This window comes from Streptomyces sp. NPDC091387, assembly GCF_044756945.1.
Lineage (GTDB): Bacteria > Actinomycetota > Actinomycetes > Streptomycetales > Streptomycetaceae > Streptomyces.
In genome coordinates, this window is record NZ_JBIVTZ010000002.1 from 39435 (window position 1) to 63816 (window position 24382).

The window sequence follows — 24382 nt, forward strand, 5'->3', positions numbered from 1 at the left end:
TTCACACCCAACAGAGAATTGCTTCACGGCGTCCCGTTCCGGCAGAGTCTTGCTTCCGTCAGGCCCCGCATACGGCACACCCGCACCTCCAGAGGTGCAACCCACTTCACAACTCAACAACCGCCGTCCGTATGCCGCCCGCGAGCACCACGCGGCGCTCCCTCCGGGGAGTCGCCCACCGGGCCCGTGCCTCCCGTGACCCAAGCAGTAGGGAGGCCAGCGTTCAGGGGCACGATTGCGCCCGCGAGGTCACCTAAGCGGGCGATGCTGGAAGGACACCGTGTGAGCCGGATCTCGGTCCGGGGGTTCGCCGTGGCATCTGCCACAGCGGTAACCACCGTAGGCGCCGTCGTAGGAGTTGCAGCGGGCAGTGCCCCTGCTGTCGACGACAACAACTTCGAGGCCACCGCAGCCGACACCACGCTGCTCGCCGACATCCCCGCCGGCCAGCAGGCCCAGGTTCAGACCGCTTCGCTGACGCAGCAGGCCGACGCCCAGGCGTCCGCGGCCGACGCGACGGCGAAGAAGTCCGCGGAGGAATCGGCCCGTATCCAGGCGGCCAGGGACGCCAAGACGAAGAAGCAGGCGGCCGAGGACCAGCTCGCGAAGGAGCGGCAGGAGAAGAAGGACAAAGAGGAGCGCGCCAGCCGCTCCGAGGTCCGCAGTGCCTCCTCCTTCGTCGCCAAGAGCTCGTACACCGTGGCCGAGATCCAGGCGATGGCGCGTCAGATCGTGCCGGCCGACCAGTTCCAGTGCTTCAGCAACATCGTGGACCACGAGTCGACGTGGAACTACCAGGTGAGCAACCCGTCTTCGGGTGCCTACGGCCTGGTCCAGGCGCTGCCCGGCTCGAAGATGGCGTCCGCCGGTGCCGACTGGCAGACCAACCCGGCCACGCAGATCAAGTGGGGCCTCAGCTACATGAACGGCCGCTACGGCAGCCCGTGCGGTGCCTGGTCCTTCTGGCTGGAGCACCACTCGTACTAGAACCCCGGGCGGTTCACGTCTCAACCTCCCGAAGCCCCGCACCGTCCTACGGTGCGGGGCTTCGCGCGTGTACGGTCATGCGGGACCGTTCCCGGGGGGAGCGGTGGGGAGAGCGGACGGGGGTAGAGGAACCGTTATGTCAAAACTGCCGGGATGGCTCGGACAACTGGGTGCTGAACTGACCAGGATCGGTGAGCGCCTGGAGGAACGCCGCTTCGAGGCCGATGACGAGGACGACGAGGCGGCGCACCGGGTCTCACCGGCGTCGGCCGGCACGGAGCGGGGGGACGGGCCCGCGAGGGGCGCCGCCGACCATGTGCCGCCGCCGCCCGACTACGCCCCCTCGGTCGCCGCTCGCCCCGATCCGGTCGCCGCGATCCCCTGGGGGATGCGGGTCGCCGCGGAGGCCGGCTGGCGGCTGCTCGTGCTCGCGGGCACCCTCTGGGTGCTCATGCGGGTCATCAGCGCCGTGCAGCTGGTGGTGCTGGCCTTCGTCGCCGCCCTGCTCGTCACCGCGATGCTCCAGCCGACGGTCGCCCGGCTGAGGCGGTACGGACTCCCGCGCGGACTGGCCACCGCGGTCACCGCGGTCCTGGGCTTCGTGATCATGGGCCTGGTCGGCTGGTTCGTGGTCTGGCAGGTGATGGACAACATCGACACCCTCTCCGACAAGGTGCGCACGGGTATCGAGGACCTGAAGAACTGGCTGCTGGACAGCCCGTTCCATGTCACCGACCAGCAGATCAACGACATCGCGAAGAACCTCAGCGACACCGTCGGCACCAACACCGAGGCCATAACCTCCGCCGGACTCCAGGGCGTCACGGTGATGGTGGAGCTCCTCACCGGGATGCTGCTGGCGATGTTCTCCACGCTCTTCCTGCTGTACGACGGCAAGCGCATCTGGCAGTGGGTGCTGAAGCTCGTGCCCGCCCAGGCGCGGCCGGGCGTCGCCGGCGCCGGTCCGCGCGCCTGGCGGACACTGACCGCCTACGTGCGGGGCACGGTCATAGTCGCGCTGATCGACGCGATCTTCATCGGCCTCGGGATCTACTTCCTCAATGTGCCGATGGCCGTACCGCTGGCCGTCTTCATCTTCCTCTTCGCCTTCATCCCGCTCGTCGGAGCGGTGGTCTCCGGAGCGCTGGCCGTGGTGGTCGCGCTGGTCACCGAGGGCGTGTTCACCGCGCTGATGGTGCTGGTGGTGGTCCTGGCCGTGCAGCAGATCGAGGGCCACATCCTGCAGCCGTTCATCCTGGGCCGCGCGGTGCGCGTGCACCCGCTGGCCGTGGTGCTCTCGGTCGCCGCGGGCGGCATGATCGCGGGCATCGGGGGTGCGGTCGTCGCGGTGCCGCTGGTCGCGGTCACCAATACCGTGGTCGGCTATCTGCGGTCGTACGGGCAGGAGGAGTCCCGGCGCCACTCGCCGCCCCCGCACGGCTCGACCGCACTGGACGCGGCGCCGACCACGGCGCCCGGCTCGCCGCCGGAGGACAGCGACGACGGTGGCGACAGGAAGCCGGTGGCGGACGCGCCGAAGGAACTCTGAACGGACGCGGAGAGAACAGACGCAGAAAGAAGGGCCCCGTGGACGGTCGGTCGTCCTCGGGGCCCTTCTCGTACAGGGGTACTGCGGGTGTTACTCGGCGAGAACGGCCTCGGCCTCGAGGGTCACGCCGACCGCCTGGATCACCGAGGCGATCTTTACGGCTTCCTGAATGGTCTCACGGTCCACGCCGGCCTTGCGCAGCACCTGCTCGTGGGAGTCCAGGCACTGGCCGCAGCCGTTGATCGCGGAGACGGCGAGCGACCACAGCTCGAAGTCGACCTTCTCCACGCCCGGCTTGCCGATCACGTTCATCCGCAGGCCCGCACGGAGCGTCCCGTACTCCGGGTCCGACAGCAGGTGCCGGGTCCGGTAGAAGACGTTGTTCATCGCCATGATGGCGGCGGCCGACTTCGCGGCGGTGTACGCCTCCGCGGAGAGGTTGGCCTTCGCCTCCGGCTCCAGCTCGCGCAGCACCCTCGGCGAGCGCGAGGCGATCGCGCAGGCGAGGACGGTGCCCCAGAGCTGCTGCTGCGGCAGTTCGCTGTTCCCGATGACCGAACCGAGGTTCAGCTTCAGGTCCTTGGCGAAGTCCGGAACGGCGGCCTTCAGTTCGTCGAGTGCCATAGCGGTGTCAGCTCACTCGCCCGAGAGGAGCGCGACCGGGTCCAGGGTGGTCTCGCCCTTGGTCCAGTTGCAGGGGCACAGCTCGTCGGTCTGCAGGGCGTCGAGGACCCGCAGGACCTCCTTGGGGTTACGGCCCACGGAACCGGCGGTCACCATCGTGAACTGGATCTCGTTGTTCTGGTCGACGATGAAGACGGCGCGCTGCGCGAAGCCGTCCTCGCCCTCGATGCCGAGGTCCCGCATGAGCTCGTGCTTCGAGTCGGCCAGCATCGGGAACGGCAGGTCGGTCAGGTCCGGGTGGTCCTTGCGCCAGGCGTGGTGCACGAACTCGGAGTCACCGGAGAAGCCGAGAACCTGGGCGTCACGGTCGGCGAACTCCTCGTTCAGCTTCCCGAACGCGGCGATCTCGGTGGGGCACACGAAGGTGAAGTCCTTCGGCCACGCGAAGACGATCTTCCACTGACCCTCGTAGGTCTTGTGGTTGATCTGCTCGAACTCCTTGCCGCTCTCCAGCGAAACACAAGCAGTCAGGTCGAACTCGGGGAACTTGTCACCGACAGTGAGCACGCGCTCTCCTTGCAGCGTAGGAATTCCCTTTTTGGGGGAGTTCCTGAGGGTTGGACGAGTCCCACTGTGGCACAGAGTGCATTGATCACGGAAATAGCTACACTCGGTCGTGATGATCGGAGGTGCCTATCAGTGGCGCAGATGAACCAGGGCAACCGGCCCAAACAGCCCAGCCTCTCGCAGCTGCGCGCCTTCGCGGCGGTGGCGGAACAACTGCACTTCCGGGACGCGGCGGCGGCAATCGGGATGAGTCAGCCCGCGCTCTCCGGGGCCGTGTCGGCCCTGGAGGAGGCACTCGGTGTCCAGCTCATCGAGCGTACGACGCGCAAGGTACTGCTCTCGCCGGCCGGTGAGCGGCTCGCCGTGCGGGCCCGCGCCGTGCTGGAGGCCGTCGGTGAGCTGATGGAGGAGGCCGAGGCGGTGCGGGCGCCCTTCACCGGAGTGCTCAGACTCGGCGTGATCCCGACCGTCGCCCCGTACCTGCTGCCGACCGTGCTGCGGCTCGTCCATGACCGCTACCCGGACCTCGACCTCCAGGTCCACGAGGAACAGACCTCGTCGCTGCTGGAGGGGCTCGCCGCGGGGCGGCTCGACCTGCTGCTGCTCGCGGTTCCGCTAGGGATGCCCGGGGTGACCGAACTCCCGCTCTTCGAGGAGGACTTCGTCCTGGTGATGGAGCGCAGCCACTGGCTCGGCGGCCGGGCCGACATCCCGCGCGAGGCGCTGAGGGAGCTGCCGCTGCTGCTCCTGGACGAGGGGCACTGCCTGCGCGACCAGGCCCTCGACATCTGCCGGGAGGCGGGCCGTACCGAGGGCGCGCCGGTCACCACGACCGCGGCCGGGCTCTCCACGCTGGTCCAGCTCGTCGCCGGCGGGCTCGGTGTGACGCTGTTGCCGCGCACCGCGGTGACGGTCGAGACCGCCCGCAACGAGGCGCTGACCACCGGGTACTTCGCGGATCCGGCGCCTGCCAGGCGGGTGGCGCTGGGGATACGGACGGGCGCGGCCCGGCACGAGGAGTTCGAGGAGTTCGCGGGGGCGCTGCGCGGGGCGATGGCGAAGCTGCCGGTGCGCGTGGCGACGGCCGGCCGGACCTGAGCACAGGTCCGGCCGGCCGGTCTCACTCGCTGCGCAGCCCGTCGGCGCGCATCAGGCGCCACAGCGGTGGCAGGGAGAACAGGGTGACCAGGAGGATGAGGGCGGCCCCCGCGCCCACCATCGGCAGGAACAGCCACCAGCCGGTCACCTCCTTGCCGACCATCCAGCACAGGGTGGCACCGAGGGCGAGGCCGCCCGCCACGGCCACCGCGAGCCCGATGACCACCGGGACGGCGGTCTGCCACAGCACCGACCAGCCGAGGGTGATCCGCCGGGTGCCGAAGGCGACCAGGACCGACAACAGCCGCTTGCGCTCCCGCAACTGCTCCAGCTGGGAGACCAGCATGGACGCGGCGATCAGCAGCAGCGTGGCGGTCGCGCCTACCTGCAGACCGGTCTGGATGCTCGCGTACTGCCGGTCGCGCTCGACCGAGTTGATGGTGTCCAGACGCATGCCGGGGTCGAGCCGGGCCGCTGTGTTGCGTACGTACTCGGCGGCGTCCGGGACGTCTTCGTCGATGCGGATCTGCGAGACGGTCGAGGCTCCCGGCAGGGTCTGTGCGTCGATCGCCCCCGGAGTGACCAGGATGCCCGAGCGCTCCTCGCCCATCGGGTCGGTCCGGGCCCTGACGGTCCGGGAGCCGGCAGGCAGCGTCCAGTGCAGCGACTTGCCCCGGCCGTAGCCGTCGAACTCGATCACCTTGCCCTTGCGGGCGGTCCGGTCGACCCACCCGGCCTGCCCCTTGTCGACGGGGTGGGAGACGAAGGTGTCGCCGTCCCGGCAGGACGTGATCCGGGCGAGCTCGCGCAGGGTCGCGCAGTCCCCGATGGTGAACGAGGTGGTGGGCTGGATCTCGTCTTCCTTGTACGCTCCCGGCTTGGTCGCGTACGCCTCGACCGTGCCGATCACCTGGGTGACGCCCTTGGTGGCGCGGAACTCCTTGATCGAGTGCAGGGCGGCGTCGCCCCTGACGATCTCGGACTGGGCGTAGAACTGGGCGCGGGACGGGTCCTGTCCGGTGATCCTGTTGAAGTCGTCGTTCATCGCGGCGAACAGCATCTGCAGGGCCACGGCACCGGCCACGGCGACGGTGACGCCGCTGACCGCGCGGGAGGCCGCCCCGCTGCTCAGCTGGAGCCGGCGGGTGGCCAGCTGCCAGGGGACCGGGCCGCCGCGCAGCCGGTTGACGCAGGCCTCGACCAGCCAGGGCAGGAGCAGGGCCAGCCCGACCAGGACCAGCACCGCGCCTCCGGCGACCGGGTACGGGTTGACGGGCCCGTACTCCTCGACCTTGCCGGTGAGTCCGAAGACCGCGAGCCCGGCGACCGGCAGCAGCAGCCGCCACCAGAGGCGGCGCCTGCCGCCGCGGCTGTTGCGCACGACGCCGAGCGGCTCGATCACGACGGACCGCATGGCCGCCAGGGTGACGAGCACCGCGGTGAGCGGAACGGCGAGGGCGATCAGCACGCACAGCCGGGCGTCGGGGGCCAGGTCGGACGGGAAGGCGCTGGCGTCCCAGACCTCGACGTGACCGACGAACCGGCGCGCGGTCAGGAACACGGCCACTCCGATGAGGAGCCCGAGCACCGAGCCGAAGAGCGCCTCACCGGCCGCGATCCTGCGGGTCATCCGGATGTCCGTACCGACCAGGCGCAGGGCGGCGAGCCGGCGGTCACGGCGGTCGCCTCCGAAGCGCACTGCGGTGGCGATGAAGATGGCCACGGGGGCCAGCAGCACCACACAGATCATGATGACCAGCACGATGAGCATCGGCGGCAGCGGATCGGACGGTCCGGGGGCGCCGTATCCGGCGATCCGGCGGCCGCCCGACGCGCTGGTCAGGGTGTCGCTGCCGGCGTAGAACCAGAGCTCGCCGGGCGAGCGCAGCCCCGCCTCCGTGATCGTGGCGGTCACCTTGTACGGCAGCCGCTCCTTGAGCAGCGCGTTCTCCGGGGCGTCGAGGAGTTTCCCGAGCGCGGGGGAGACCGCCATCTCGCCGGGGGCGGGGAAGTCGGAGATGCCCGGGGGGACGACCGGATGGCCGCCGTCCGCGCGCATGAGGAAACCCATGATGGAGCGGTCGCGGAACTCGGTGCTCGCTTGTATCCGCAGGACCGTGCTGTCCGACTTCTTCGCCGAGGCGTCGGGGGAGCCGGAGACCTTGGTCACGGAGCGGGCCTGGTCCCGGGCGGACCGTTCGTCGAGCATGTGCGGCACGGAAGCCGCGGTGAGCAGCAGCGCCACGCCGAGTCCCACGCCGACGGCGGTGAGCAGCGTGCGGGTCCAGCCCTCGCGGCCGCCGCCGGCGGCGAACCGGATGCCGAGCGCGAGATCGCGCAGCCACGGAACGGTGCGGGAGGGGGGTCCCGGAGGAGGCGCCGGCGCGGCCGGGGGCCTCCTCTCGTCGAGCAGTGTCATGCGGCGTGCTCCAGGTCGCGGGCCCGGCCGTCGCGGACGGTGACATCGCGGTCGGAGTAGGCGGCGACCCGGGCCTCGTGGGTCACCAGGACCACGGCGACGTTGGCGGACCTGGCCGTCTCGGTGAGCAGCTGCATGACGCGCTCGCCGTTGAGGGAGTCCAGGGCGCCGGTCGGCTCGTCCGCGAAGATCACCTTCGGGGAGGCGGCCAGTGCGCGGGCCACGGCGACGCGCTGGCCCTGGCCGCCGGACACCTCGCCGGGGCGCTTGGCACCGAGGTCCTCGACCTCCAGGCGCTCCATCCACTCCAGGGCGGTGCGCTCGGCGGCCTTGCGCCGGGTGCCGTTCAGCCGGAGCGGCAGGGCCACGTTCTCCACGCAGGTCAGCTCGGGGACGAGCTGGCCGAACTGGAAGACGAAGCCGAACTCGCTGCGGCGCAGGGCGCTGCGCTCGGCGTCGGACATCGCGGACAGCTCGCGGCCGGCGTAGGTGATGGTGCCTGAGTCGGGGGTGATGATCCCGGCGAGGCAGTGCAGCAGGGTGGACTTGCCGGAGCCGGAGGGGCCCATCACGGCGACGACCTCGCCGGGGTGGACGGAGAACGAGGCGCCGTCGAGCGCGGTGGTCGACCCGTAGGTCTTGTACAGGTCGTGGGCGGTGAGCAGGGAGCCGGCGGGGGTCACGGGGTCACCACCTCGGCGAGCTTGTCGAGCCGTGCGGCGGTCAGTTCCAGCCAGCGCAGATCCGCTTCGAGGTGGAACAGCGCGTGGTCGCAGATCAGCTGGTCGGCGAGGTCGCCCCGGCGCTTGCGGTCGGTCAGGATACGCATCAGGCGCAGGTGCTCGGAGCGCTGGGCGTCCAGCACGGCGGAGGCGCTGCGGCCGGTGAGCATGGCCAGGACGACCTTGGTGTACAGGGTCGACTGGAGGTACGGCTCCGGCTTCTCGGGCTGCGCCAGCCAGGCGGTGACATCGGTGATGCCGGCGTCGGTGATGGCGTAGCGCTTGCGCTCGGGACCGCCGCCGGTCTCCACACCGTCGACCTCGACGAGGCCGTTCTTGAGGAGCCGGGACATGGTCGAGTAGACCTGTCCGTAGTGCAGCGGGCGGTCGTGACCGAACTTCTCGTCGAAGGTCCGCTTCAGGTCGTAACCGTGGCAGGGACCGGACTCAAGGAGTCCGAGCAGGGTGTGGCCGATAGACATGCGGAGCACTGTACACGGCGTGTATACCTGGTGTGTATACCGGCTGTGCCGTGATCGGCGGGCCCGGCCCCGCGACCGGGGGCCGGAGTCATTCCGGCCCGGGAGCCTTCGGCGGCCTTCCCCGGCGCGGGATCGGCGCCGCCCCGCCCGGCAGCCGGCCCGCCTCCGCGAGCGCCCGCCGCAGCAGGAACTCGATCTGCGCGTTCGCGCTGCGCAGCTCGTCCGACGCCCAGCGCGCCAGCGCATCGTGTACCGCGGGGTCCAGCCGCAGCAGCATCTGCTTGCGCTGCTGCGGCCGGCGCCGCGGTGATTCCTCGGTCACTGGTAGAGCGTGCCCGTGTTGAGGACCGGCTGCACCGCGCGGTCACCGCACAGGACCACCATCAGGTTGCTCACCATGGTCGCCTTCCGTTCCGCGTCGAGCTCGACGATGTCCTGCTCGGCGATCCGGGTGAGCGCCATCTCGACCATGCCGACGGCACCTTCCACGATCTGCTGCCGCGCCGCGACCACGGCGCCGGCCTGCTGGCGCTGGAGCATCGCGGAGGCGATCTCGGGGGCGTACGCGAGATGGCTGAAGCGCGACTCGATGATCCGCACGCCCGCGGCCTGCACCCGTGCCGTCAGTTCCACGGCCAGCTTCTCGGTGATCTCCTCCGCGTTGCCCCGCAGCGAGAGGCCGCCCTCGTCGTGGGCGTCGTACGGGTACTCGATCGCGATGTGCCGGACGGCCGCCTCGGTCTGGGTGGCGACGAACTCCAGGAAGTCGTCGACCTCGAACAGGGCCTGTGCGGTGTCCTCGACCTTCCAGACGACGATCGCGGCCAGCTCGATCGGGTTGCCGTAGGCGTCGTTGACCTTGAGGACCGCGGTCTCGTGGTTGCGGACCCGGGTGGAGATCTTGCGGCTGGAGGTCAGTGGGTTGATCCAGCGCAGACCGTCGGAGCGGATCGTGCCCACGTAGCGGCCGAAGAGCTGGATGACCCGGGCCTCACCCGGTGCGACCATCTTCACACCGCCCATGCAGAAGAACGAGGCGATGGCGAGCAGCACCCCGAGGATGCAGACCGGGATGCCGACGCCGTTGTTCCCGTTCGACCCGACGACGCCGCCGACGATGGCGAGACCGACGCCGGCGATCATCCCGATCACCGTCAGCAGCAGCCCGAGGCCACCCGCGATGCTGTGCGCCGTCGTCTCGCGGACCTGCGGTTCCGGCATCTGCGGCGCGTCCGGCGTGAGGTCGGGCGACGGTGCGGTGGGCGTGGCCGGAACCTGTGGATCAGTCATGGAATCCCCCGTTTGCGCGGGCTAGCTCAGCGCTAGCAATGTGATTACACATTAACTGATGCGGCAACCTTGCGCACCCCTCGTGAGTCGGTTCCCTTGAAGGCGGGTGCTGATTGTCACGTCCGGAAAAGGGTGGATCGTTGGCTTTCTGTCCTTGCCAACGGTGTTAGCTGGCAGGTCCGAGCTGATCCGGTCGAGCAGAGAAACGGGAGCAACACAGCAATGGGTCGAGCGGATGCGCGACGAGCCCAGCGGCACGGGTCGCGGCGGGCCGTGAAGAGCGGCGGCATACGCAGACTCTTCACCTGGCGAAAACTACTGGGCACGGCCCTCGGGATCTGCCTGCTGGGCATGGGCGCGTTCGCCGTGCTCTACATGGTCGTGCAGGTGCCGGCGGGCAACGCACAGGCCAAGCTCCAGGCCAACGTCTACAAGTACTCCGACGGCACGCTGCTGGCCCGGACCGGCGAGGTCAACCGCGAGATCGTGAGCCTCGCCGAGGTCCCCAAGGACGTTCAGCGGACCTTTGTCGCCGCCGAGAACAAGTCCTTCTACGACGACCACGGCGTCGACTTCAAGGGCACCGCCCGCGGCCTGATCAACACCGTTTCCGGCAAGGGCAAGCAGGGTGGCTCGACCATCACCCAGCAGTACGTCAAGAACTACTACCTCGACGCGGACCAGACGGTCACCCGCAAGCTCAAAGAGCTGGTCATCTCGCTGAAGGTCGACCGCAACAGGAGCAAGTCCGAGATCCTCGCCGGGTACATCAACACCAGCTACTACGGCCGCGGCGCCTACGGGATCCAGGCCGCGGCACAGGCGTACTACGGCAAGGACGCCAAGCAGCTGAACGTCCCCGAGGGCGCTTACCTCGCAGCCCTGCTCCAGGCCCCGAGCCAGTACGACTGGGCCGTCGCCACCCCGACGGGCAAGACGCTCGTCAAGGAGCGCTGGAACTACGTACTGAACAACATGGTCGACGAGCACTGGCTGGACGCCGGGGCGCGCCAGGAGATGAAGTTCGAGATCCCGAAGACCCCGAAGCCGGCGGAGGGGCTCTCCGGCCAGAAGGGCTACATCGTCAACGCGGCCCGCGCGGCGGTGCAGAAGCAGGAGAACATCACCGACGCGCAGTTCGACGCCGGCGGCTGGACGATCACCGTCAACATCGACCGGAAGAAGCAGCAGGAGCTGGAGAAGTCGGTCAAGACCAAGCTGACCGACAAGCTGGACACCAAGGGGCGCAAGCTCGACCAGGACGTCCAGGCCGGTGCGGCCTCGGTCAACCCGAAGACCGGCGCCGTCGTCGCCCTGTACGGCGGACGCGGCCTGACCGAGCACTGGACGTCGAACGCCACCCGGCGCGACTACCAGCCCGCCTCCACCTTCAAGCCGATCATCCTCGCGGCCGCGCTCGACCAGGAGTCGCAGACCCAGGACGACCAGCGGATCACCGCCAACACCCGCTACGACGGCACCAGCAAGCGCCCGGTCAAGGGCAGCGAAACCGCCTTCGCGCCGGAGAACGAGGACGACCGCGACTACGGCCAGGTCACCGTCCAGACCGCGATGAACAAGTCCATCAACTCCGTCTTCGCGCAGATGGGCGTGGACGTCGGCATGGACCGCGTGATGCAGACCGCGGGCAAGCTGGGCATGGACGTGAAGGGGCTCGAGGCGGTGCCGGCGCAGACACTCGGCTCCATGGGCGCGAGCCCGATGGAGATGGCCGGGATCTACGCGACCCTCGACAACCACGGCAAGAAGGTCACCCCGCAGATCCTGAAGTCCGCCCAGAAGCAGGGATCCTCGCCGATCGAGGTGCCCGACGCGATCGGCGACCAGGTGATCACGCGCCAGGCCGCGGACTCCGTGACCTCCGTGCTGACCGGTGTGGTCGACGACGGGACGGCCCACCAGGCGGTGCGCAGCGCCGAGGGACTGGCCGACCAGCAGATCGCGGGCAAGACCGGCACCTCGGACGACAACAAGTCGGCCTGGTTCACCGGCTACACCCCGAACCTCGTCACCTCGGTGGGCCTCTTCGGTGAGGCCGCCTTCGATCGCACCAATGACGACGGCAAGAAGGTGCACAAGTCCGACCAGGTGCCCCTGAAGGGCGCCGGAGGCGGGGGCAGGGTCAACGGCGGTGGCTTCCCGGCCGAGGTCTGGGCGGACTTCACCGCTCAGGCGATGGGCAATCCGGGCAAGTTCCACCTCGACACCGACATGGGCGCGGCGGTCACCCCGCCACCGGACACCAACCCGCCGAGCCCGTCGACCTCGCCCACCGACGAGGCCTCGCCCTCGGACAAGCCGCCCAGCCCGTCCGCGTCGTCCGATCCGCCGAAGGAGTCCGATCCCCCGTCGACTCCGCCGCCGGCCACCCCGTCGGGTGACCCGTCGAGCGACCCGCCCCCGGATCCGTCGACCGATCCGGGTCCCACCGACACGGCCGAACCCCCGCTGACCCCGGGGGACAACCGGCCGAACAGTGAGAACAGCGTGCCGCGCTGACCAGCGGAACGCCGGAACGGGCGGTGTACGGGGAGAACTCCTCGTACACCGCCCGTTCCGGCGTTCCGGCGGCCGGGATCAGCCGCCGTTGACCTTCTTCGCGACCCGGTCGCCGAGGGCCTTGTCCACGTTGCGCCAGTACTGCAGCGCCCGGTCCAGGACCGGGCGGCTCACACCGTCCAGGAGATGGCCGGAAATGTTCGACACCAGCCGCTCGCGCGCCGCGTCGTCGAGGACGGTGCGCACCATGGTGCCCGCCTGGCCCCAGTCGTCGTCGTCCCGGCGCAGCGTGTACGCCTCGTGCACCATCTCGCCCGCCGTCGCCCAGCCGGCCGGCTCGCCGAAGCGGTCGGTGTCCGCCGCCGGACCGCCGTACGAGTTCGGGGCGTAGACCGCGCCCGTGCGCGACGGCTCGTACCGCATCGCGCCGTCCTTCGCGTACGAGTTGCGCGAGAAGCGCGGCCGGTTCGGCGGGAGCTGCGCGTAGTTCGCGCCGATCCGGTACCGGTGGGTGTCCGGGTACGAGAAGAGCCGGCCCAGCAGCATCTTGTCGGGCGACGGACCGATGCCGGGCACCAGGTTCGACGGCTCGAAGGACGCCTGCTCGATGTGGACGAAGAAGTCCTCGGGGTTCTCGTTCAGCGTCATCCGGCCGACCTCGGTCAGCGGGTAGTCGCCGTGCGGCCACACCTTGGTCAGGTCGAACGGGTTGAACCGGTAGTCCGGGGCGTCGTCGAACGGCATGATCTGGACCGAGAGCGTCCAGCTCGGGTGGTCGCCGCGCTTGATCGAGTCGAACAGGTCCCTGCGGTGCACGTCACCGTCGGTTCCGGCCATCGCGTCGGCGTCGTCCTGGGTGTAGAACTCGATGCCCTGGTCGGTCTTGAAGTGGTACTTGACCCAGAACCGCTCGCCGCCCGCGTTCACCCACATGTAGGTGTGCGAGCTGAAGCCGTCCATGTTGCGGTACGTCTTCGGGATGCCCCGGTCGCCCATCAGCCACGTCACCTGGTGCGCGGTCTCGGGGGAGAGGGTCCAGAAGTCCCACTGCATGTCGTGGTCGCGCACCGCGCTGTCGGGGCGGCGCTTCTGCGAGCGGATGAAGTCCTGGAACTTCATCGGGTCCCGTACGAAGAAGACCGGCGTGTTGTTGCCGACCATGTCGTAGTTGCCGTGCTCGGTGTAGAACTTCAGCGCGAAACCGCGGGGGTCGCGCCAGGTGTCGGGGGAGCCCTGTTCGCCGGCGACCGTGGAGAAGCGGGCGAGCATGGCGGTCTGCTTGCCCGGCTGGAAGAGGTCGGCCTTGGTGAACTGGCTGACGTCGTTGGTCACCTGGAAGACGCCGTACGCGCCGGACCCCTTGGCGTGGACCACGCGCTCGGGGACCCGTTCACGGTTGAACTGGGCCATCTTCTCGATGAGGTAGTGATCCTGGAGCAGGATCGGGCCGTCCGTCCCGACGGTGAGCGAGTGTTCGTCGCTCTCCACCGGGATTCCGGCGTTGTTCGTGGTGTAAGGGGCGTTCTTGGTCCTGGGTTCCTCGGCCACGAGCGTCCTCCCGTCGGTGAGGGTATCGGTCAGGTCGCGTCGTACACGACTGAAGTCAATCCCGCCGACAGGAGGTCGGCAACATTTGGATACCGTCCGTGACGGTCCCCCTGTGGGGCCCGGCTACTGCCCCCGGGTCGGCATCTCGAACCAGACGACCTTGCCCGTCGACAGGCGCGTCGCACCCCACCGCCGGGCCAGCCGGTTCACCAGGAACAGCCCGCGGCCGCCCTCGTCCATGTCCCGGGCGCGGCGCTGGCGGGGCAGCTGCGGGGAGTCGTCGCCGACCTCGCAGCGCAGGATGTCGGTCCGCAGCAGCCGCAGCGTCACCGGCCGCTCCGCGTACCGCACGGCGTTGGTCACCACCTCGCTGACCAGCAGCTCCACCGAGTCCGACATGTCGTCCAGCCCCCATCGGCTGAGGGCGCGGCGGGCCAGCCTGCGGGCCCGGCCCGGGGCGGAGTCCTCCGGTTCCAGGAACCAGTACGCGACGTCGCTCGGCGCGATCCCGTCGAAGCGGGCGGCGAGGAGCGCGATGTCGTCGTCCCGGTCGCCGGGGCCCAGCATGTCCAGCACGTCGTCGCAGAGGGCCTCCAGCGGCGGCGAGTGGTCGGGGCCGGTCAGCCGGGCGGTGGTGGCGAGCCGCTCGCGCAACTGCTCGATGCCGGTCCAGACGTCCCGCAGCCGCGACTCCACCAGGCCGTCGGTGTACAGGAGCAGGGTGGCGCCCGCGGGCGCGTCCAGCTCGACGGCCTCGAAGTCCACTCCGCCGACGCCGATCGGGGCGCCGGGCGGTACCCGCAGCACCTCGGCGCGGCCGCCGAGGTGGAGCAGCACGGGCGGCGGGTGGCCCGCGTTGGCGATGGTGATGCGGTGCGCGACGGGGTCGTACACCGCGTACAGGCAGGTCGCCATGCGGTCGCTGCCGAGCCGCTGCGCCTGCTCGTCCAGGTGGTGCAGCACCTCCTGCGGCGGCAGGTCGAGCCCGGCCAGGGTCTGGGCGGTGGTGCGGAGCTGGCCCATGATCGCGGCGGAGGTCATGGAGTGGCCCATGACGTCGCCCACGACCAGGGCGACCCGGCTGCCGGGCAGCGGGATCGCGTCGTACCAGTCGCCGCCGACCCGGGCCGTCTCCGCGGCGGGGAGGTAGCGGGAGGCGAGCCGGACCCCGGTGGGCTGGGGCAGCGAGTCGGGCAGCATGGTGCGCTGGAGCTCGTCGGCGATGTAGGCCTCGCGCCCGTAGAGCACCGCCTTGTCGATGCCGAGCGCGGTGTGCGTCGCCAGCTGGGCCGCGACCAGCAGGTCGTTGGCCTCGAACGGCGGGCGCTCGGTCCCGCGCAGGAAGACGGCCGCGCCGATCACCCGGCGCCGGCCGCGCAGCGGGGCCAGGATCGCCCGGTGCCCGGACGGCACCGTACGGCCGGCGCCGAGCAGCTCGGGCAGGGCGGCACGGGCCGCGGCGGAGTCACCGAAGACGGGCCGCACCCCGCGCAGCACCTCGGCCAGCGCACCGCCGGGGCTGACCTCGCACAGTTCGGCGGCGGGCGTCAGATCGGTCTGCGGGTCGATGGCGGCCGGCCTGAGCCGCTCGCTCTCCGACATGCCCTCGGTGATCTCGTCGCTCAGCCGCAGCCGGTCGGAGCGGCGCAGCCGCAGCACGAACGGGCTGACGGGACGCTCGTCGCCGACCGGCAGCGGGTCGCGGAGGTAGACCAGTATGGCGTCGGAGAACGTCGGCACGCTGGCCCGGCACAGGCCCAGGACGATCTCGTCGAGATCTATGCCGCGGGCGATCCGGCGGGTCGCGGCACCCACGAAGCGGAGCCGGTCGCCCTCGCGGCGGGCCGCCGCCTGTGGGTCGGGGCCTGCCGCGGGGCCGGGCCCGGCAGCGGCCGGACCGGGGCCCTTGGCCGGGGTCGGGATCGCTTTGGCGGCAGCGGCGGGCGCCGACGCGGCGTCCCGCTGCCGCGGCCGGGTGCGTTCCTGCGAGCGGGCGGCGAGAGGCTGCCGGCCTTCGTGGGAGGTGGGGTGCTCCGTCACGCTTGGGGTTCCGTCCGTCCGGGCCGGTTGTATGAGGCAATCACCTTGTGGGGCGCTACTGTGCCCCGGCATGAGCGGCAATAACAACGGCTGACATCGCATGCCCCGGAACAGCGGGCCGAAACCGGACGTCCGTGAACGGGAGCGGTGACAACGTTTTCTACGTCGGGGCGTCGAGCGGTGAGCACGTCTCCACCCCCTCGTAGTGGCTCATGCGATTCGGGCAACTCGTGCGACTCATACGACTGATGCGGGTCATGAAGCGTGCGACCAGTGCGATGACTTGATGATTTACGGTCAGCTCGTGTGCGGCGCCCGCCGGTTGGGGCGGATCGGCCGTCCTCGGGACGATCCTACGTTTGTCCCCACGGGGTGCATCAAGGGTCTCACGACGGCATGGCGGAGGGGGTGCGGTCCCAGTCATCCGGAAGCCGGTCCCAGTCGTCCGGAAGTGCCGGTACCCGCCAGTGCGGATCGGGCCGCCAGTTCTCCCAGCCGTCCCGGAACGGCGCCCCCCAGTCGCGGATCACCCCGACCGCGGCGCGGCCCGCCTCCCGCACCCGGCGCGCGGTCTCGGGGGTCATCAGGCCGACCCGCTGGGCCTGGGCGAACTCGTCCTCGTCGCGCCAGAGCCAGCTGCGGTCCGGGTAGACGGAGATGTCGAGGAAGTGGTCCTCTGAGTCGATGCCGCCGGCCCAACGGGTACGCGGCTCCTCCAGGTTCACGTACCAGCTGCGGAACTGCCAGCCGCTCTCCCAGAACAGCCAGACCGACCACGGCTCGCCCGGCCGGGCCAGCTTCAGCACCCCGTTGCCCAGCCAGGGCGAGCGGGCGGTGGTGCGCGGCGAGGTGTACCGGGTGGCGAGCGGCTCCGCGTGCACCTCGGTGCCGTCCGCCAGCACCGGCTTCACGCACTCGGTGCCGGGCGCCACCCAGACGGCGAGCAGGTCCTCGGTGTCCTGGGCGACGGTCACGGGGCGGCAGATGTGCACCGGGTTCGGCGTCCGGCCGGGCGCGGGACCGTGCCGCAGCGGTCCGTTGCCGCGGTAGCGCCACAGGATCTGATCACCCGGCGCCCAGCGCTCGGTCTCTCCGGTACCTGTCATGGAGGGATCTTACGACCTGGTCCACGGCGACCAGCGGGTTCCCGACGCCCCGGGACCCGGCCTCCGGCCCTGTCGTCGGTCAACGACGCCCCGCGTCACGGACGGGTCATCCGCAGCACGTCCAGTGCCTCGTCGAGCTGCTCCACGGTGAGGTCCCCGCGCTCGACGTAGCCGGAGGCCAGCACCACCTCGCGGATCGTCAGGCGCTCCGCGAGGGACTTCTTGACGACCTTCGCCGCCTCCTCGTACCCGATGTACTTGTTCAGCGGGGTGACGACGGACGGGGAGGACTCCGCGTACTCCCTGGCCCGCTCCACGTTCGCGGTGATCCCGTCGACCGTGCGGTCCGCGAGCAGCCGGGAGGCGTTGGCGAGCAGCCGCACCGACTCCAGCAGGTTCTTCGCGATGACCGGGAGCATCACGTTCAGCTCGAAGTTGCCGGCGGCCCCCGCCACGGCGACCGTCGCGTCGTTCCCCATCACCTGGGCGGCGACCATCAGCACGGCCTCTGGAATGACCGGATTCACCTTCCCCGGCATGATCGACGAGCCCGGCTGGAGGTCGGGGAGGCTGATCTCGGCCAGTCCGGTGCGCGGCCCCGAGGCCATCCAGCGCAGGTCGTTGGAGATCTTGGTGAGCGAGACCGCGACGGTACGGAGCTGGCCGGAGGTCTCCACGAGACCGTCCCGCGCGCCCTGTGCCTCGAAGTGGTCCCGGGCCTCGGTGAGCGGCAGCCCGGTGACGCGGGCGACCTCGGCGATCACGGCGGCCGAGAAGCCGGGCGGGGTGTTGATGCCGGTGCCGACGGCCGTGCCGCCCAGCGGCAGCTCGGCGAGCCGGGGGAGCGAGGCGTGCAGCCGCTCGACGCCGTAGCGGATCTGCGCGGCGTACCCGCCGAACTCTTGGCCCAGGGTCACCGGGGTGGCGTCCATCAGGTGGGTGCGCCCCGACTTCACGACCGCCGCGAACTCGACGGACTTGCGCTCCAGGGCGGCCGCGAGGTGGTCCAGGGCGGGGATCAGCTCGCCGGTCACCGCGCCCGTCGCGGCGATGTGGATGGAGGACGGGAAGACGTCGTTGGAGGACTGCGAGGCGTTGACGTGGTCGTTGGGGTGGACCTCGCGGCCGAGGCGTTCGGTGGCGAGGGTGGCCACCACCTCGTTGGTGTTCATGTTCGACGAGGTCCCGGAGCCGGTCTGGAAGACGTCGATCGGGAAGTGCGCGTCCCAGCGCCCCTCCGCGACCTCGGCCGCGGCGTCCTGGATGGCCTGCGCGATCTCCGGGTCGATCACCTCCAGCTCGGCGTTCACCTTGGCGGCGGCGGCCTTGATGCGGGCCAGGGCCTCGATGTGGGCCCGCTCCAGGCGCTGTCCGGAGATCGGGAAGTTCTCCACGGCCCGCTGGGTCTGGGCCCGCCACCTGGCGTCCGCGGGGACCCGCACCTCGCCCATCGAGTCGTGCTCGACGCGGTACTTCCCGTCGGTCGCTGTGCCGTCGTCCCGGCCCTGTACGTCGTTCATGCGCGTTCAACCTCCGCTGGACCTGAAAAAAAGATGAGCACTTGTCTTGTTCTATGTATTCCCAAGTCGCCTACCGACCAGTAAATACCGTGGGTAACAACAATCTCGGGAGGCGCAATGAGGCGCACAGGGTTCAGACTCCGATGTACCGTCGCGGCCGTCGCCGCCACGGCGGCGGCACTGGGCGGGATGACCGCGGCCGCCGGACCGGCGGGCGCGGCACAGTCCGGTACCACCGCTACCTCATCCACCGCACTGTCGCCGGAACTGGAGGCCATCCGCGCCACCGAGGCCACCCGGCTGTACGGCGACCCGGCCGAGCGCCCGCTCGCCGACCGCAAGACCGGGCTGATCTCGCTCGGCGACAGCGAGATCTCGGGCGAGGGCGTCGGCACGTACGAGGCGGGCACCAACGGCCCCGACAACTGGTGCCACCGCTCGCCCGACTCCGCCATCCACCGCACGGGTATCCCGGCCGACGTCACGTACAACGTCTCCTGCTCCGGCGCGTACACCGGAAACATCGTCATCGGCGGTTCGAAGCAGTACGCCGACGAACTGGTGCAGAGCGACAACCTCGCCATCAAGGCGCGCAACACCCGCATCAAGATGATCGTGCTGGTGGCGGGTGCCAATGACGACCTCCAGTTCGGCCCGGTCATGACGGACTGCGTCGAGCGCTGGATCCTCCTCCAGGGCACGTGCGAGCCGAAGTACAACGGCGGCTGGCAGGCCCGCGTCGACGCGCTCGTCCCCAAGGTCGAGAAGACCGTCGGCGATCTGCGGACCGTCATGTCGAACGCGGGATACGCCAACGGCGACTACAAGCTCGTCGTCATGGGCTACCCGAGCCCGATCGGCCCGGACTTCTACGACAACCCGAACTTCCCCGGCAAGCTTCCCGGCGGCTGCGCCGGATACGACTCCGACGCCGCCTGGGGCCGCAACACCGCCGTTCCCGCCTTCGAACGCGGGATGCGCAAGGCCGCCGCCGACACCGGAGCCGTCTACCTCGACAACTCCCGGCTCTTCCACGGCCACGAGGTGTGCAGCGAGTCCACCTGGGCCCGCGGCCTCTTCATCGACCTCTCGCACTTCCCGCCGGACTCCAACTCCGTCCGGCAGTCCTTCCACCCGAACCGCGCGGGCCACGGCGCCTTCGCCTCCTGCCTGACCCAGATCTACAACTCGGGCCTGCGCGAGGCGAGCTGCGCCGACCCGGCGAGCACCGGCACGCCCGTGCTGCAGACCGCCGCCTGGGACGACGTCTTCAAGCCGCTGCGCAACGAGGCCACCAGCAGCTGTCTGGACGCCCCGGCCTCGGTCACCCGCAACAACACCGGAGTGACCGGCTGGGACTGCCACGGTGGCCGCAACCAGGGCTGGTGGTACGACTCCGGCACGAAGACCGTCCGTACGGCACTGAGCCACGACCGCTGCCTGGACGTACCGGGAGCCGACTACAAGGCGGGCGCCGCCCTCGTCCTCTACAACTGCTCGGGCGCGGCCAACCAGAAGTTCGTCCGGCAGTCGGGCACCCTGGGCCCGGCCGCCTCCACCGGGCTGTGCGCGACCCTGGCGGGCGCCCACGACCCGCTGAGGCTCCAGCCCTGCAACGGGAGCGCGAGCCAGCGCTTCGCCTAGCGGGCCCCTTGAGGATCGAGCGCGGAAGTACGGGGAGGGGCGTACGCGGTCCCTCCCCGCACCCCCGGTCAGCCGGACGTCACGAACGCGCCCAGGATCGCCGCCAGGTGACCCGGGTCGGCCGCGCCGCACAGCTCGCGCGCCGAGTGCATCGACAGCCCCGGAACTCCCACGTCCACGGTCGGGACACCCAGCCGGGCCGCGGTGAGCGGGCCGATCGAGGTACCGCACGGCATCGCGTTGTTGGAGACGAACGGCTGCCACGGGGCGCCCGCCCGCTCGCAGGCCGACGCGAACACCGCGATGCCGGTCGAGTCGGTGGCGTAGCGCTGGTTGACGTTGACCTTGACCGTCGGGCCGCTGTTGGGCAGCGGGCGGTGGTCGGGGTCGTGCCGTTCCGTGTAGTTCGGGTGCACCGCGTGCGCCATGTCGGCCGATACGCAGAAGGCGCCGGCCAGCGCCCGCGACCAGTCCTCCGGGCTTCCGCCGCGGGCCGTCACCGAACGGCTCAGGACGCGCTCCAGCAGCGGGCTCTGCGCCCCCGTGTCGGAGCCGCTGCCGACCTCCTCGTGGTCGAAGGCCGCCAGGACCGGGATGTACGCGGGCGCCTCGGCCGCCGTCGCCGCAGCGGCCAGTGCCGTGACACCGGCGTGCACCGACACCAGGTTGTCCAGCCGGGAGGAGACCACGAACTCCTGCTCCGCGCCCAGGTATCCGGGCGCCTGGATGTCGTGGAGCATCAGGTCCCAGCCCAGCACCTCGTCCGGATCGGCCTCCGCGGCCGCCGCGACCCGGCGCAGCAGCGCCCCCTCCTCGGCGTCGCCGAGCGACCACACCGGGGCAATGTGGCGCTGCCGGTCCAGGGCCAGGCCGTCGTTGACGGACCGGTCCAGGTGGATGGCCAGCTGGGGCACCCGCAGCAGCGGTTCGTCGATCTGGACGAGCCGGGAGTCGGTCGTGCCGCCGGGGCCCCGGAGGGCGAGGCGGCCGGAGATGCCCAGGTCGCGGTCGAGCCAGGTGTTGAGCGGGACCCCGCCGTAGATCTCCACCGCGATCTGCCGCCAGCCCGCGGACCCGGTGTCGGGGGTGGGCTTGATCCGCAGGTTCGGCGAGTCGGTGTGGGTGCCGATGATCCGGAAGGGCGTGTGGGCGGTAGTGCCCTCGGGGGCGTACCAGGCGATCAGCGCGCCGCCGCGGACGACGAAGCTGCCGCCCGTGGTGCCCGTCCAGTCGTCCGTACCCCGCAGTTCACGGAAGCCTGCCTTCTCCAGCCGCTGGGCGGCGCTCGCGGCGGCGTGGTAGGGGGAGGGGCTGGCCTTGATGAAGGAGAGCAGATCGTCGACGTGGCTGCGGTGGTGGACCGGCGTCATGCGGTCTCCGCCTTTCCGGTGTGGGACGTTGAAGGTGGTTCGGCCGTGCGGGTGCGGATGCTTCGGACTGGCGGACGGGGCGGCTGCCGGGCGCGGCGGCCGCGGGCAGGGGGCATCGGTGACGGGCGGGCGGAGACGGTGCGGCCGGGGTCGCGCGGCGGCATCCGTACCGGGGGGTCGGGCGGGGCGGGTTCTCCCGCGACGCGGACAACTCACCGCATCGGCCCGGCCCCCCGCAAGCCCGGCCGGCGGCCCGCTGCGCGAATGCGGCGGTACGACGCCGGCGCCCGCGGCCGGCGGGGACCCTCCTGCGGCCGCGCCGCAGGGCCCGGCCGGCACCGGAACGGCGACCGGCGTGCGGCTCGCCGCCCGTACCCGTTCCGGTACCCGGGCGCGCAGGCTCTCGCGGCGGCCCCGCACCGCCTTCCACAGGATTGGCTGAATTCAGTCGTACGTGGACCGTCCCGGCACCGGGCCCGGTCACGGGGACGGCGGGACCGGCGGAGCCTTGCGCAGGCCCGAGACCCGGATCAGGAACACCGCGGCGACCACGAGGGCGCCGCCGTGGGACCAGCCGACGACCGTCAGCGGGGTGTAGTGGTCGAGCGCGGCCGCGACCAGGATCATCCCGGCGCCGAACCCGAGGTTCTCCACCGTGGCGGAGAGCCCGAAGGCGTGCGCGCGCAGCCCGGCCGGCAGGGTCTGCAGATGCGAGGTGTACGAGACCTCCGTGAGCCCGTCGGCGGCCCCCGCGACCAGGGCGATCGCGGCCGTGGCCACCAGCGGGAACCCCGCGAAGGCCAGGATGAACGCCCCGGACATGAGACAGGTGCCCCAGCCGAAGCCCAGCGCCCCGACGGACCGGCCGGTGCGGCGCGCGTACCGCTGGATCAGCTGCTGCACCACGATGTTGCCGAGCGCCCACAGGCACCAGAAGGCGCTGACGAACACGGCGGGGCGCGAGGCGTCGAGCCCGCTGGAGTAGACCGGCAGCGCCGCGTTGTGCGAGGACGAGCCCAGCGCGTCCACGCCCCGCAGCGCCACCATCAGAGCCAGACCGGGCGCGGCGGCCAGGGCGGCGAGCGCGGCGGGCCCGCGCCGACGGGCGGGTGCGGCCTCGCCCCCCGGTTCGACGGCCGGCTTCTCCCGGCTCCCGCTCCCGCCGTCGCCCCTGCCGCCGCCCGGAATGGGGAGCAGGGCCACCGTCACCGCGCAGACCGCGAAGGTGGCGGTGTCCACCACGAACGCGGCGGTGTACCCGACGAGCGAGACGACGACGCCCGCCGACGCGAAACCGGCCACCATGGCCAGCGAGCGGCCGGTGATGGAGAGGGAGTTGGCCCAGGAACGCCGGTCCTCGCCGACCATCTCGGGGATCGAGCTGCGCAGGGACACCATGAACAGGGTCCCGCAGGAGCCGACCACCACCGATACGGCGACCAGCGCGGCCGTCCGCAGCCCGTCCGGCGCGAGGACCAGCAGCAGCATCACCGACGCCTGCGCGATATTCGTCCAGAGCATCACGCTCTTCGCCGTGAAACGGGCGAGCAGACCCCCCGCCGCCAGCCCGGCGGCAAATCCCGACGCCAGCCGCACCGCCATGAACAACCCCATGGCGAGAGCCCGCCCCGTCGTCTCATAGACGAACAGATTGAGCGCCACCATATTCAGGAACGTGCCGTACGAAGAGATGGCGTAGCCGGCCACCAGGAATCGATAACGCCGAACTCCGTACCGCGAGTCGGCCGATTCGGCGGTCGGCCGGCTGAGGGTGTGGTCGGGGCCGGGCGTCACCCGTTCATAGTCGTCGAACCGTCGAACTCCCGGCCGTCATCCGGTATGTACAAAGGTAATCTGCATACTTGTGAAGGACGATCATTCCAGCCCACCGGCATGCGATTGCCGCGAATCGTCGGCGGACCGCTCCGCACGGGTCGGCTCCGCCCCGCGACAGCCGTGCGAGAGCGCGCTCGCGGCCTATCGGCGCGCACTGGTGGCGGGCTGCCTTCCCGCGCACGAGGTGGCCGGATGTCTCCGGGACCTGCACCTGATGGTGGCCGACCGCCACTCACCGGGATTCATGATCCCCGTACCGCCGGAGACGGCGTCCCACGCCGCGCTCGCCCCGCTTAAGGAGGCCGTCCTCGACCGGCGCCGCACGCTGCACGCCACCCGCGCCGCGCTCTCCGTCTTCGAGGCCCTGTACGCGGACGCGCACCGGACCGAACAGCCCGCGCTCACCCGGCTGTCCGGGGAGGCCGTCATCAGCAAGGCGCTGGACGCGGCGGTGGACGGCTGCCGGGAGCAGGTCCGCACCGCACACCCCGGGGGCGGCCGTCCGGCGCTCGTGCTCCAGGAAGCGCTGATCCGGGACCTGGGCAACCTGCGGCGGGGCATCCGGCAGCGGACGATCTACCAGCACACCGTCCGCTCCGACCGGACGACCCTCGCGTACGTCGAGCAGGTGACCGCCGCCGGAGCGGAGATCAGAACGCTCGCCGAGGTGGTCGACCGGGTGATCGTGTTCGACCGGGACCTGGCGTTCGTCCCGTTCTCCGACGATCCGCACCACGCGCTGCGCGTCCAGCATCCGTCACTGGTACGGTTCCTGGCCCGCGGCTTCGACGAGGCCTGGGCCCGCTCGGTGCCGGTCCGCCCGGAGCGGGCGCCGCTGCGCACCCCCGTCGTCACGTCCGACCTGCAGCGCGCCATCCTGCGGGCGGTGGTCAACGGTGAGACGGACGCCTCGATAGCCCGGCGGATCGGGATGAGCCGCCGCAGCGTCGCCGAGCACATGCGGAAGGTCTCCGAGCAACTCGGCAGCACCAGCCGGGCCCAACTCGGCTACCTGGTAGCGACCTCGGGCCTGCTGGACAGCTGAACCCCGGCCGGGGGA

The 24382-nt window shown here is 70.9% G+C and carries 19 protein-coding genes; 6 read left to right on the top strand and 13 right to left on the bottom strand.

Going from position 1 to position 24382, the window contains the following annotated elements; translation table 11 throughout:
* Positions 1-282: 282 nt before the first annotated feature.
* Positions 283-987, top strand: a complete 705-nt coding sequence (locus ACIQM0_RS04455) for a transglycosylase SLT domain-containing protein (RefSeq protein ID WP_401283495.1) — start codon at positions 283-285, stop codon at positions 985-987.
* A gap of 136 nt (positions 988-1123) precedes the next feature.
* Positions 1124-2536 (top strand): AI-2E family transporter, encoded by a 1413-nt coding sequence (locus ACIQM0_RS04460; RefSeq protein WP_401283496.1) that lies wholly within the window; start codon positions 1124-1126, stop codon positions 2534-2536.
* A gap of 90 nt (positions 2537-2626) precedes the next feature.
* On the opposite strand, the gene ACIQM0_RS04465 is transcribed toward ACIQM0_RS04460, so the two are convergent.
* Positions 2627-3160: an alkyl hydroperoxide reductase gene (locus tag ACIQM0_RS04465; RefSeq protein WP_401283498.1), complete on the bottom strand. Its 534-nt coding sequence runs from the start codon at positions 3158-3160 to the stop codon at positions 2627-2629.
* A gap of 12 nt (positions 3161-3172) precedes the next feature.
* Entirely contained in the window at positions 3173-3727 is a 555-nt protein-coding gene (locus ACIQM0_RS04470) for a peroxiredoxin (protein ID WP_356535201.1), read from the bottom strand.
* A gap of 132 nt (positions 3728-3859) precedes the next feature.
* On the opposite strand from ACIQM0_RS04470, the gene ACIQM0_RS04475 reads away from it, so the two are divergent.
* A complete protein-coding gene (locus tag ACIQM0_RS04475; RefSeq protein WP_385353792.1) occupies positions 3860-4825 on the top strand; it encodes a hydrogen peroxide-inducible genes activator in 966 nt (321 codons plus the stop codon).
* A gap of 22 nt (positions 4826-4847) precedes the next feature.
* On the opposite strand, the gene ACIQM0_RS04480 is transcribed toward ACIQM0_RS04475, so the two are convergent.
* The 5 genes from ACIQM0_RS04480 to ACIQM0_RS04500 form a co-directional block, all read right to left on the bottom strand.
* Positions 4848-7244: an FtsX-like permease family protein gene (locus ACIQM0_RS04480; protein ID WP_401283500.1), complete on the bottom strand. Its 2397-nt coding sequence runs from the start codon at positions 7242-7244 to the stop codon at positions 4848-4850.
* Positions 7241-7927, bottom strand: a complete 687-nt coding sequence (locus ACIQM0_RS04485) for an ABC transporter ATP-binding protein (RefSeq protein ID WP_401283502.1) — start codon at positions 7925-7927, stop codon at positions 7241-7243. The genes ACIQM0_RS04480 and ACIQM0_RS04485 overlap by 4 nt, the downstream gene beginning before the upstream one ends.
* Positions 7924-8448, bottom strand: a complete 525-nt coding sequence (locus tag ACIQM0_RS04490) for a PadR family transcriptional regulator (protein WP_401283504.1) — start codon at positions 8446-8448, stop codon at positions 7924-7926. The genes ACIQM0_RS04485 and ACIQM0_RS04490 overlap by 4 nt, the downstream gene beginning before the upstream one ends.
* Positions 8449-8536: 88 nt before the next feature.
* Positions 8537-8725, bottom strand: a complete 189-nt coding sequence (locus ACIQM0_RS04495) for a hypothetical protein (protein WP_363030742.1) — start codon at positions 8723-8725, stop codon at positions 8537-8539.
* A gap of 41 nt (positions 8726-8766) precedes the next feature.
* Positions 8767-9738, bottom strand: a complete 972-nt coding sequence (locus tag ACIQM0_RS04500) for an SPFH domain-containing protein (RefSeq protein WP_401283506.1) — start codon at positions 9736-9738, stop codon at positions 8767-8769.
* A gap of 222 nt (positions 9739-9960) precedes the next feature.
* Here ACIQM0_RS04500 and ACIQM0_RS04505 point away from each other — a divergent pair, with 222 nt between their 5' ends.
* Positions 9961-12258, top strand: coding sequence for a transglycosylase domain-containing protein (locus tag ACIQM0_RS04505; RefSeq protein ID WP_401283508.1), 2298 nt, complete (start codon positions 9961-9963; stop codon positions 12256-12258).
* 78 nt (positions 12259-12336) lie between these two features.
* Here the strand turns inward: ACIQM0_RS04505 and ACIQM0_RS04510 are convergent, their stop codons facing one another.
* From ACIQM0_RS04510 to ACIQM0_RS04525, 4 genes are all read right to left on the bottom strand, one after another.
* Complete coding sequence (locus ACIQM0_RS04510) at positions 12337-13806, bottom strand: catalase (protein WP_401283510.1); 1470 nt, start codon at positions 13804-13806, stop codon at positions 12337-12339.
* A gap of 123 nt (positions 13807-13929) precedes the next feature.
* On the bottom strand, positions 13930-15846 hold the full coding sequence (locus ACIQM0_RS04515; RefSeq protein WP_401283511.1) for a SpoIIE family protein phosphatase: 1917 nt from the start codon (positions 15844-15846) through the stop codon (positions 13930-13932).
* Between the two features lie 386 nt (positions 15847-16232).
* Positions 16233-16952: a DUF402 domain-containing protein gene (locus ACIQM0_RS04520; protein ID WP_401283513.1), complete on the bottom strand. Its 720-nt coding sequence runs from the start codon at positions 16950-16952 to the stop codon at positions 16233-16235.
* A gap of 95 nt (positions 16953-17047) precedes the next feature.
* Positions 17048-18472: a class II fumarate hydratase gene (locus ACIQM0_RS04525; protein WP_401283515.1), complete on the bottom strand. Its 1425-nt coding sequence runs from the start codon at positions 18470-18472 to the stop codon at positions 17048-17050.
* A 117-nt stretch (positions 18473-18589) separates the two neighbouring features.
* On the opposite strand from ACIQM0_RS04525, the gene ACIQM0_RS04530 reads away from it, so the two are divergent.
* The gene (locus ACIQM0_RS04530) at positions 18590-20116 is read left to right on the top strand and encodes a ricin-type beta-trefoil lectin domain protein (protein WP_401283517.1); all 1527 of its coding nucleotides are present in this window, start codon (positions 18590-18592) and stop codon (positions 20114-20116) included.
* Between the two features lie 68 nt (positions 20117-20184).
* Here ACIQM0_RS04530 and ACIQM0_RS04535 read toward each other — a convergent pair whose 3' ends face one another.
* Both ACIQM0_RS04535 and ACIQM0_RS04540 read right to left on the bottom strand, forming a co-directional pair.
* The gene (locus ACIQM0_RS04535; RefSeq protein ID WP_401283519.1) at positions 20185-21486 is read right to left on the bottom strand and encodes a M18 family aminopeptidase; all 1302 of its coding nucleotides are present in this window, start codon (positions 21484-21486) and stop codon (positions 20185-20187) included.
* Positions 21487-21966: 480 nt separating this feature from the next.
* The gene (locus ACIQM0_RS04540; RefSeq protein ID WP_401284142.1) at positions 21967-23193 is read right to left on the bottom strand and encodes an MFS transporter; all 1227 of its coding nucleotides are present in this window, start codon (positions 23191-23193) and stop codon (positions 21967-21969) included.
* A 157-nt stretch (positions 23194-23350) separates the two neighbouring features.
* Here ACIQM0_RS04540 and ACIQM0_RS04545 point away from each other — a divergent pair, with 157 nt between their 5' ends.
* Complete coding sequence (locus ACIQM0_RS04545; protein WP_401283521.1) at positions 23351-24367, top strand: LuxR C-terminal-related transcriptional regulator; 1017 nt, start codon at positions 23351-23353, stop codon at positions 24365-24367.
* Positions 24368-24382 lie beyond the last annotated feature (15 nt).

What these genes read in the sequence shown, in the direction of transcription:
- ACIQM0_RS04490 (WP_401283504.1), bottom strand. Translation starts at nt 8,448, where the DNA reads ATGTCTATCGGCCACACCCTGCTCGGACTCCTTGAGTCCGGTCCCTGC.
- ACIQM0_RS04495 (WP_363030742.1), bottom strand. Translation starts at nt 8,725, where the DNA reads ATGCTGCTGCGGCTGGACCCCGCGGTACACGATGCGCTGGCGCGCTGG.
- ACIQM0_RS04500 (WP_401283506.1), bottom strand. Translation starts at nt 9,738, where the DNA reads ATGACTGATCCACAGGTTCCGGCCACGCCCACCGCACCGTCGCCCGAC.
- ACIQM0_RS04480 (WP_401283500.1), bottom strand. Translation starts at nt 7,244, where the DNA reads ATGACACTGCTCGACGAGAGGAGGCCCCCGGCCGCGCCGGCGCCTCCT.
- ACIQM0_RS04525 (WP_401283515.1), bottom strand. Translation starts at nt 18,472, where the DNA reads ATGAACGACGTACAGGGCCGGGACGACGGCACAGCGACCGACGGGAAG.
- ACIQM0_RS04505 (WP_401283508.1), top strand. Translation starts at nt 9,961, where the DNA reads ATGGGTCGAGCGGATGCGCGACGAGCCCAGCGGCACGGGTCGCGGCGG.
- ACIQM0_RS04535 (WP_401283519.1), bottom strand. Translation starts at nt 21,486, where the DNA reads ATGACGCCGGTCCACCACCGCAGCCACGTCGACGATCTGCTCTCCTTC.
- ACIQM0_RS04465 (WP_401283498.1), bottom strand. Translation starts at nt 3,160, where the DNA reads ATGGCACTCGACGAACTGAAGGCCGCCGTTCCGGACTTCGCCAAGGAC.
- ACIQM0_RS04530 (WP_401283517.1), top strand. Translation starts at nt 18,590, where the DNA reads ATGAGGCGCACAGGGTTCAGACTCCGATGTACCGTCGCGGCCGTCGCC.
- ACIQM0_RS04460 (WP_401283496.1), top strand. Translation starts at nt 1,124, where the DNA reads ATGTCAAAACTGCCGGGATGGCTCGGACAACTGGGTGCTGAACTGACC.
- ACIQM0_RS04520 (WP_401283513.1), bottom strand. Translation starts at nt 16,952, where the DNA reads ATGACAGGTACCGGAGAGACCGAGCGCTGGGCGCCGGGTGATCAGATC.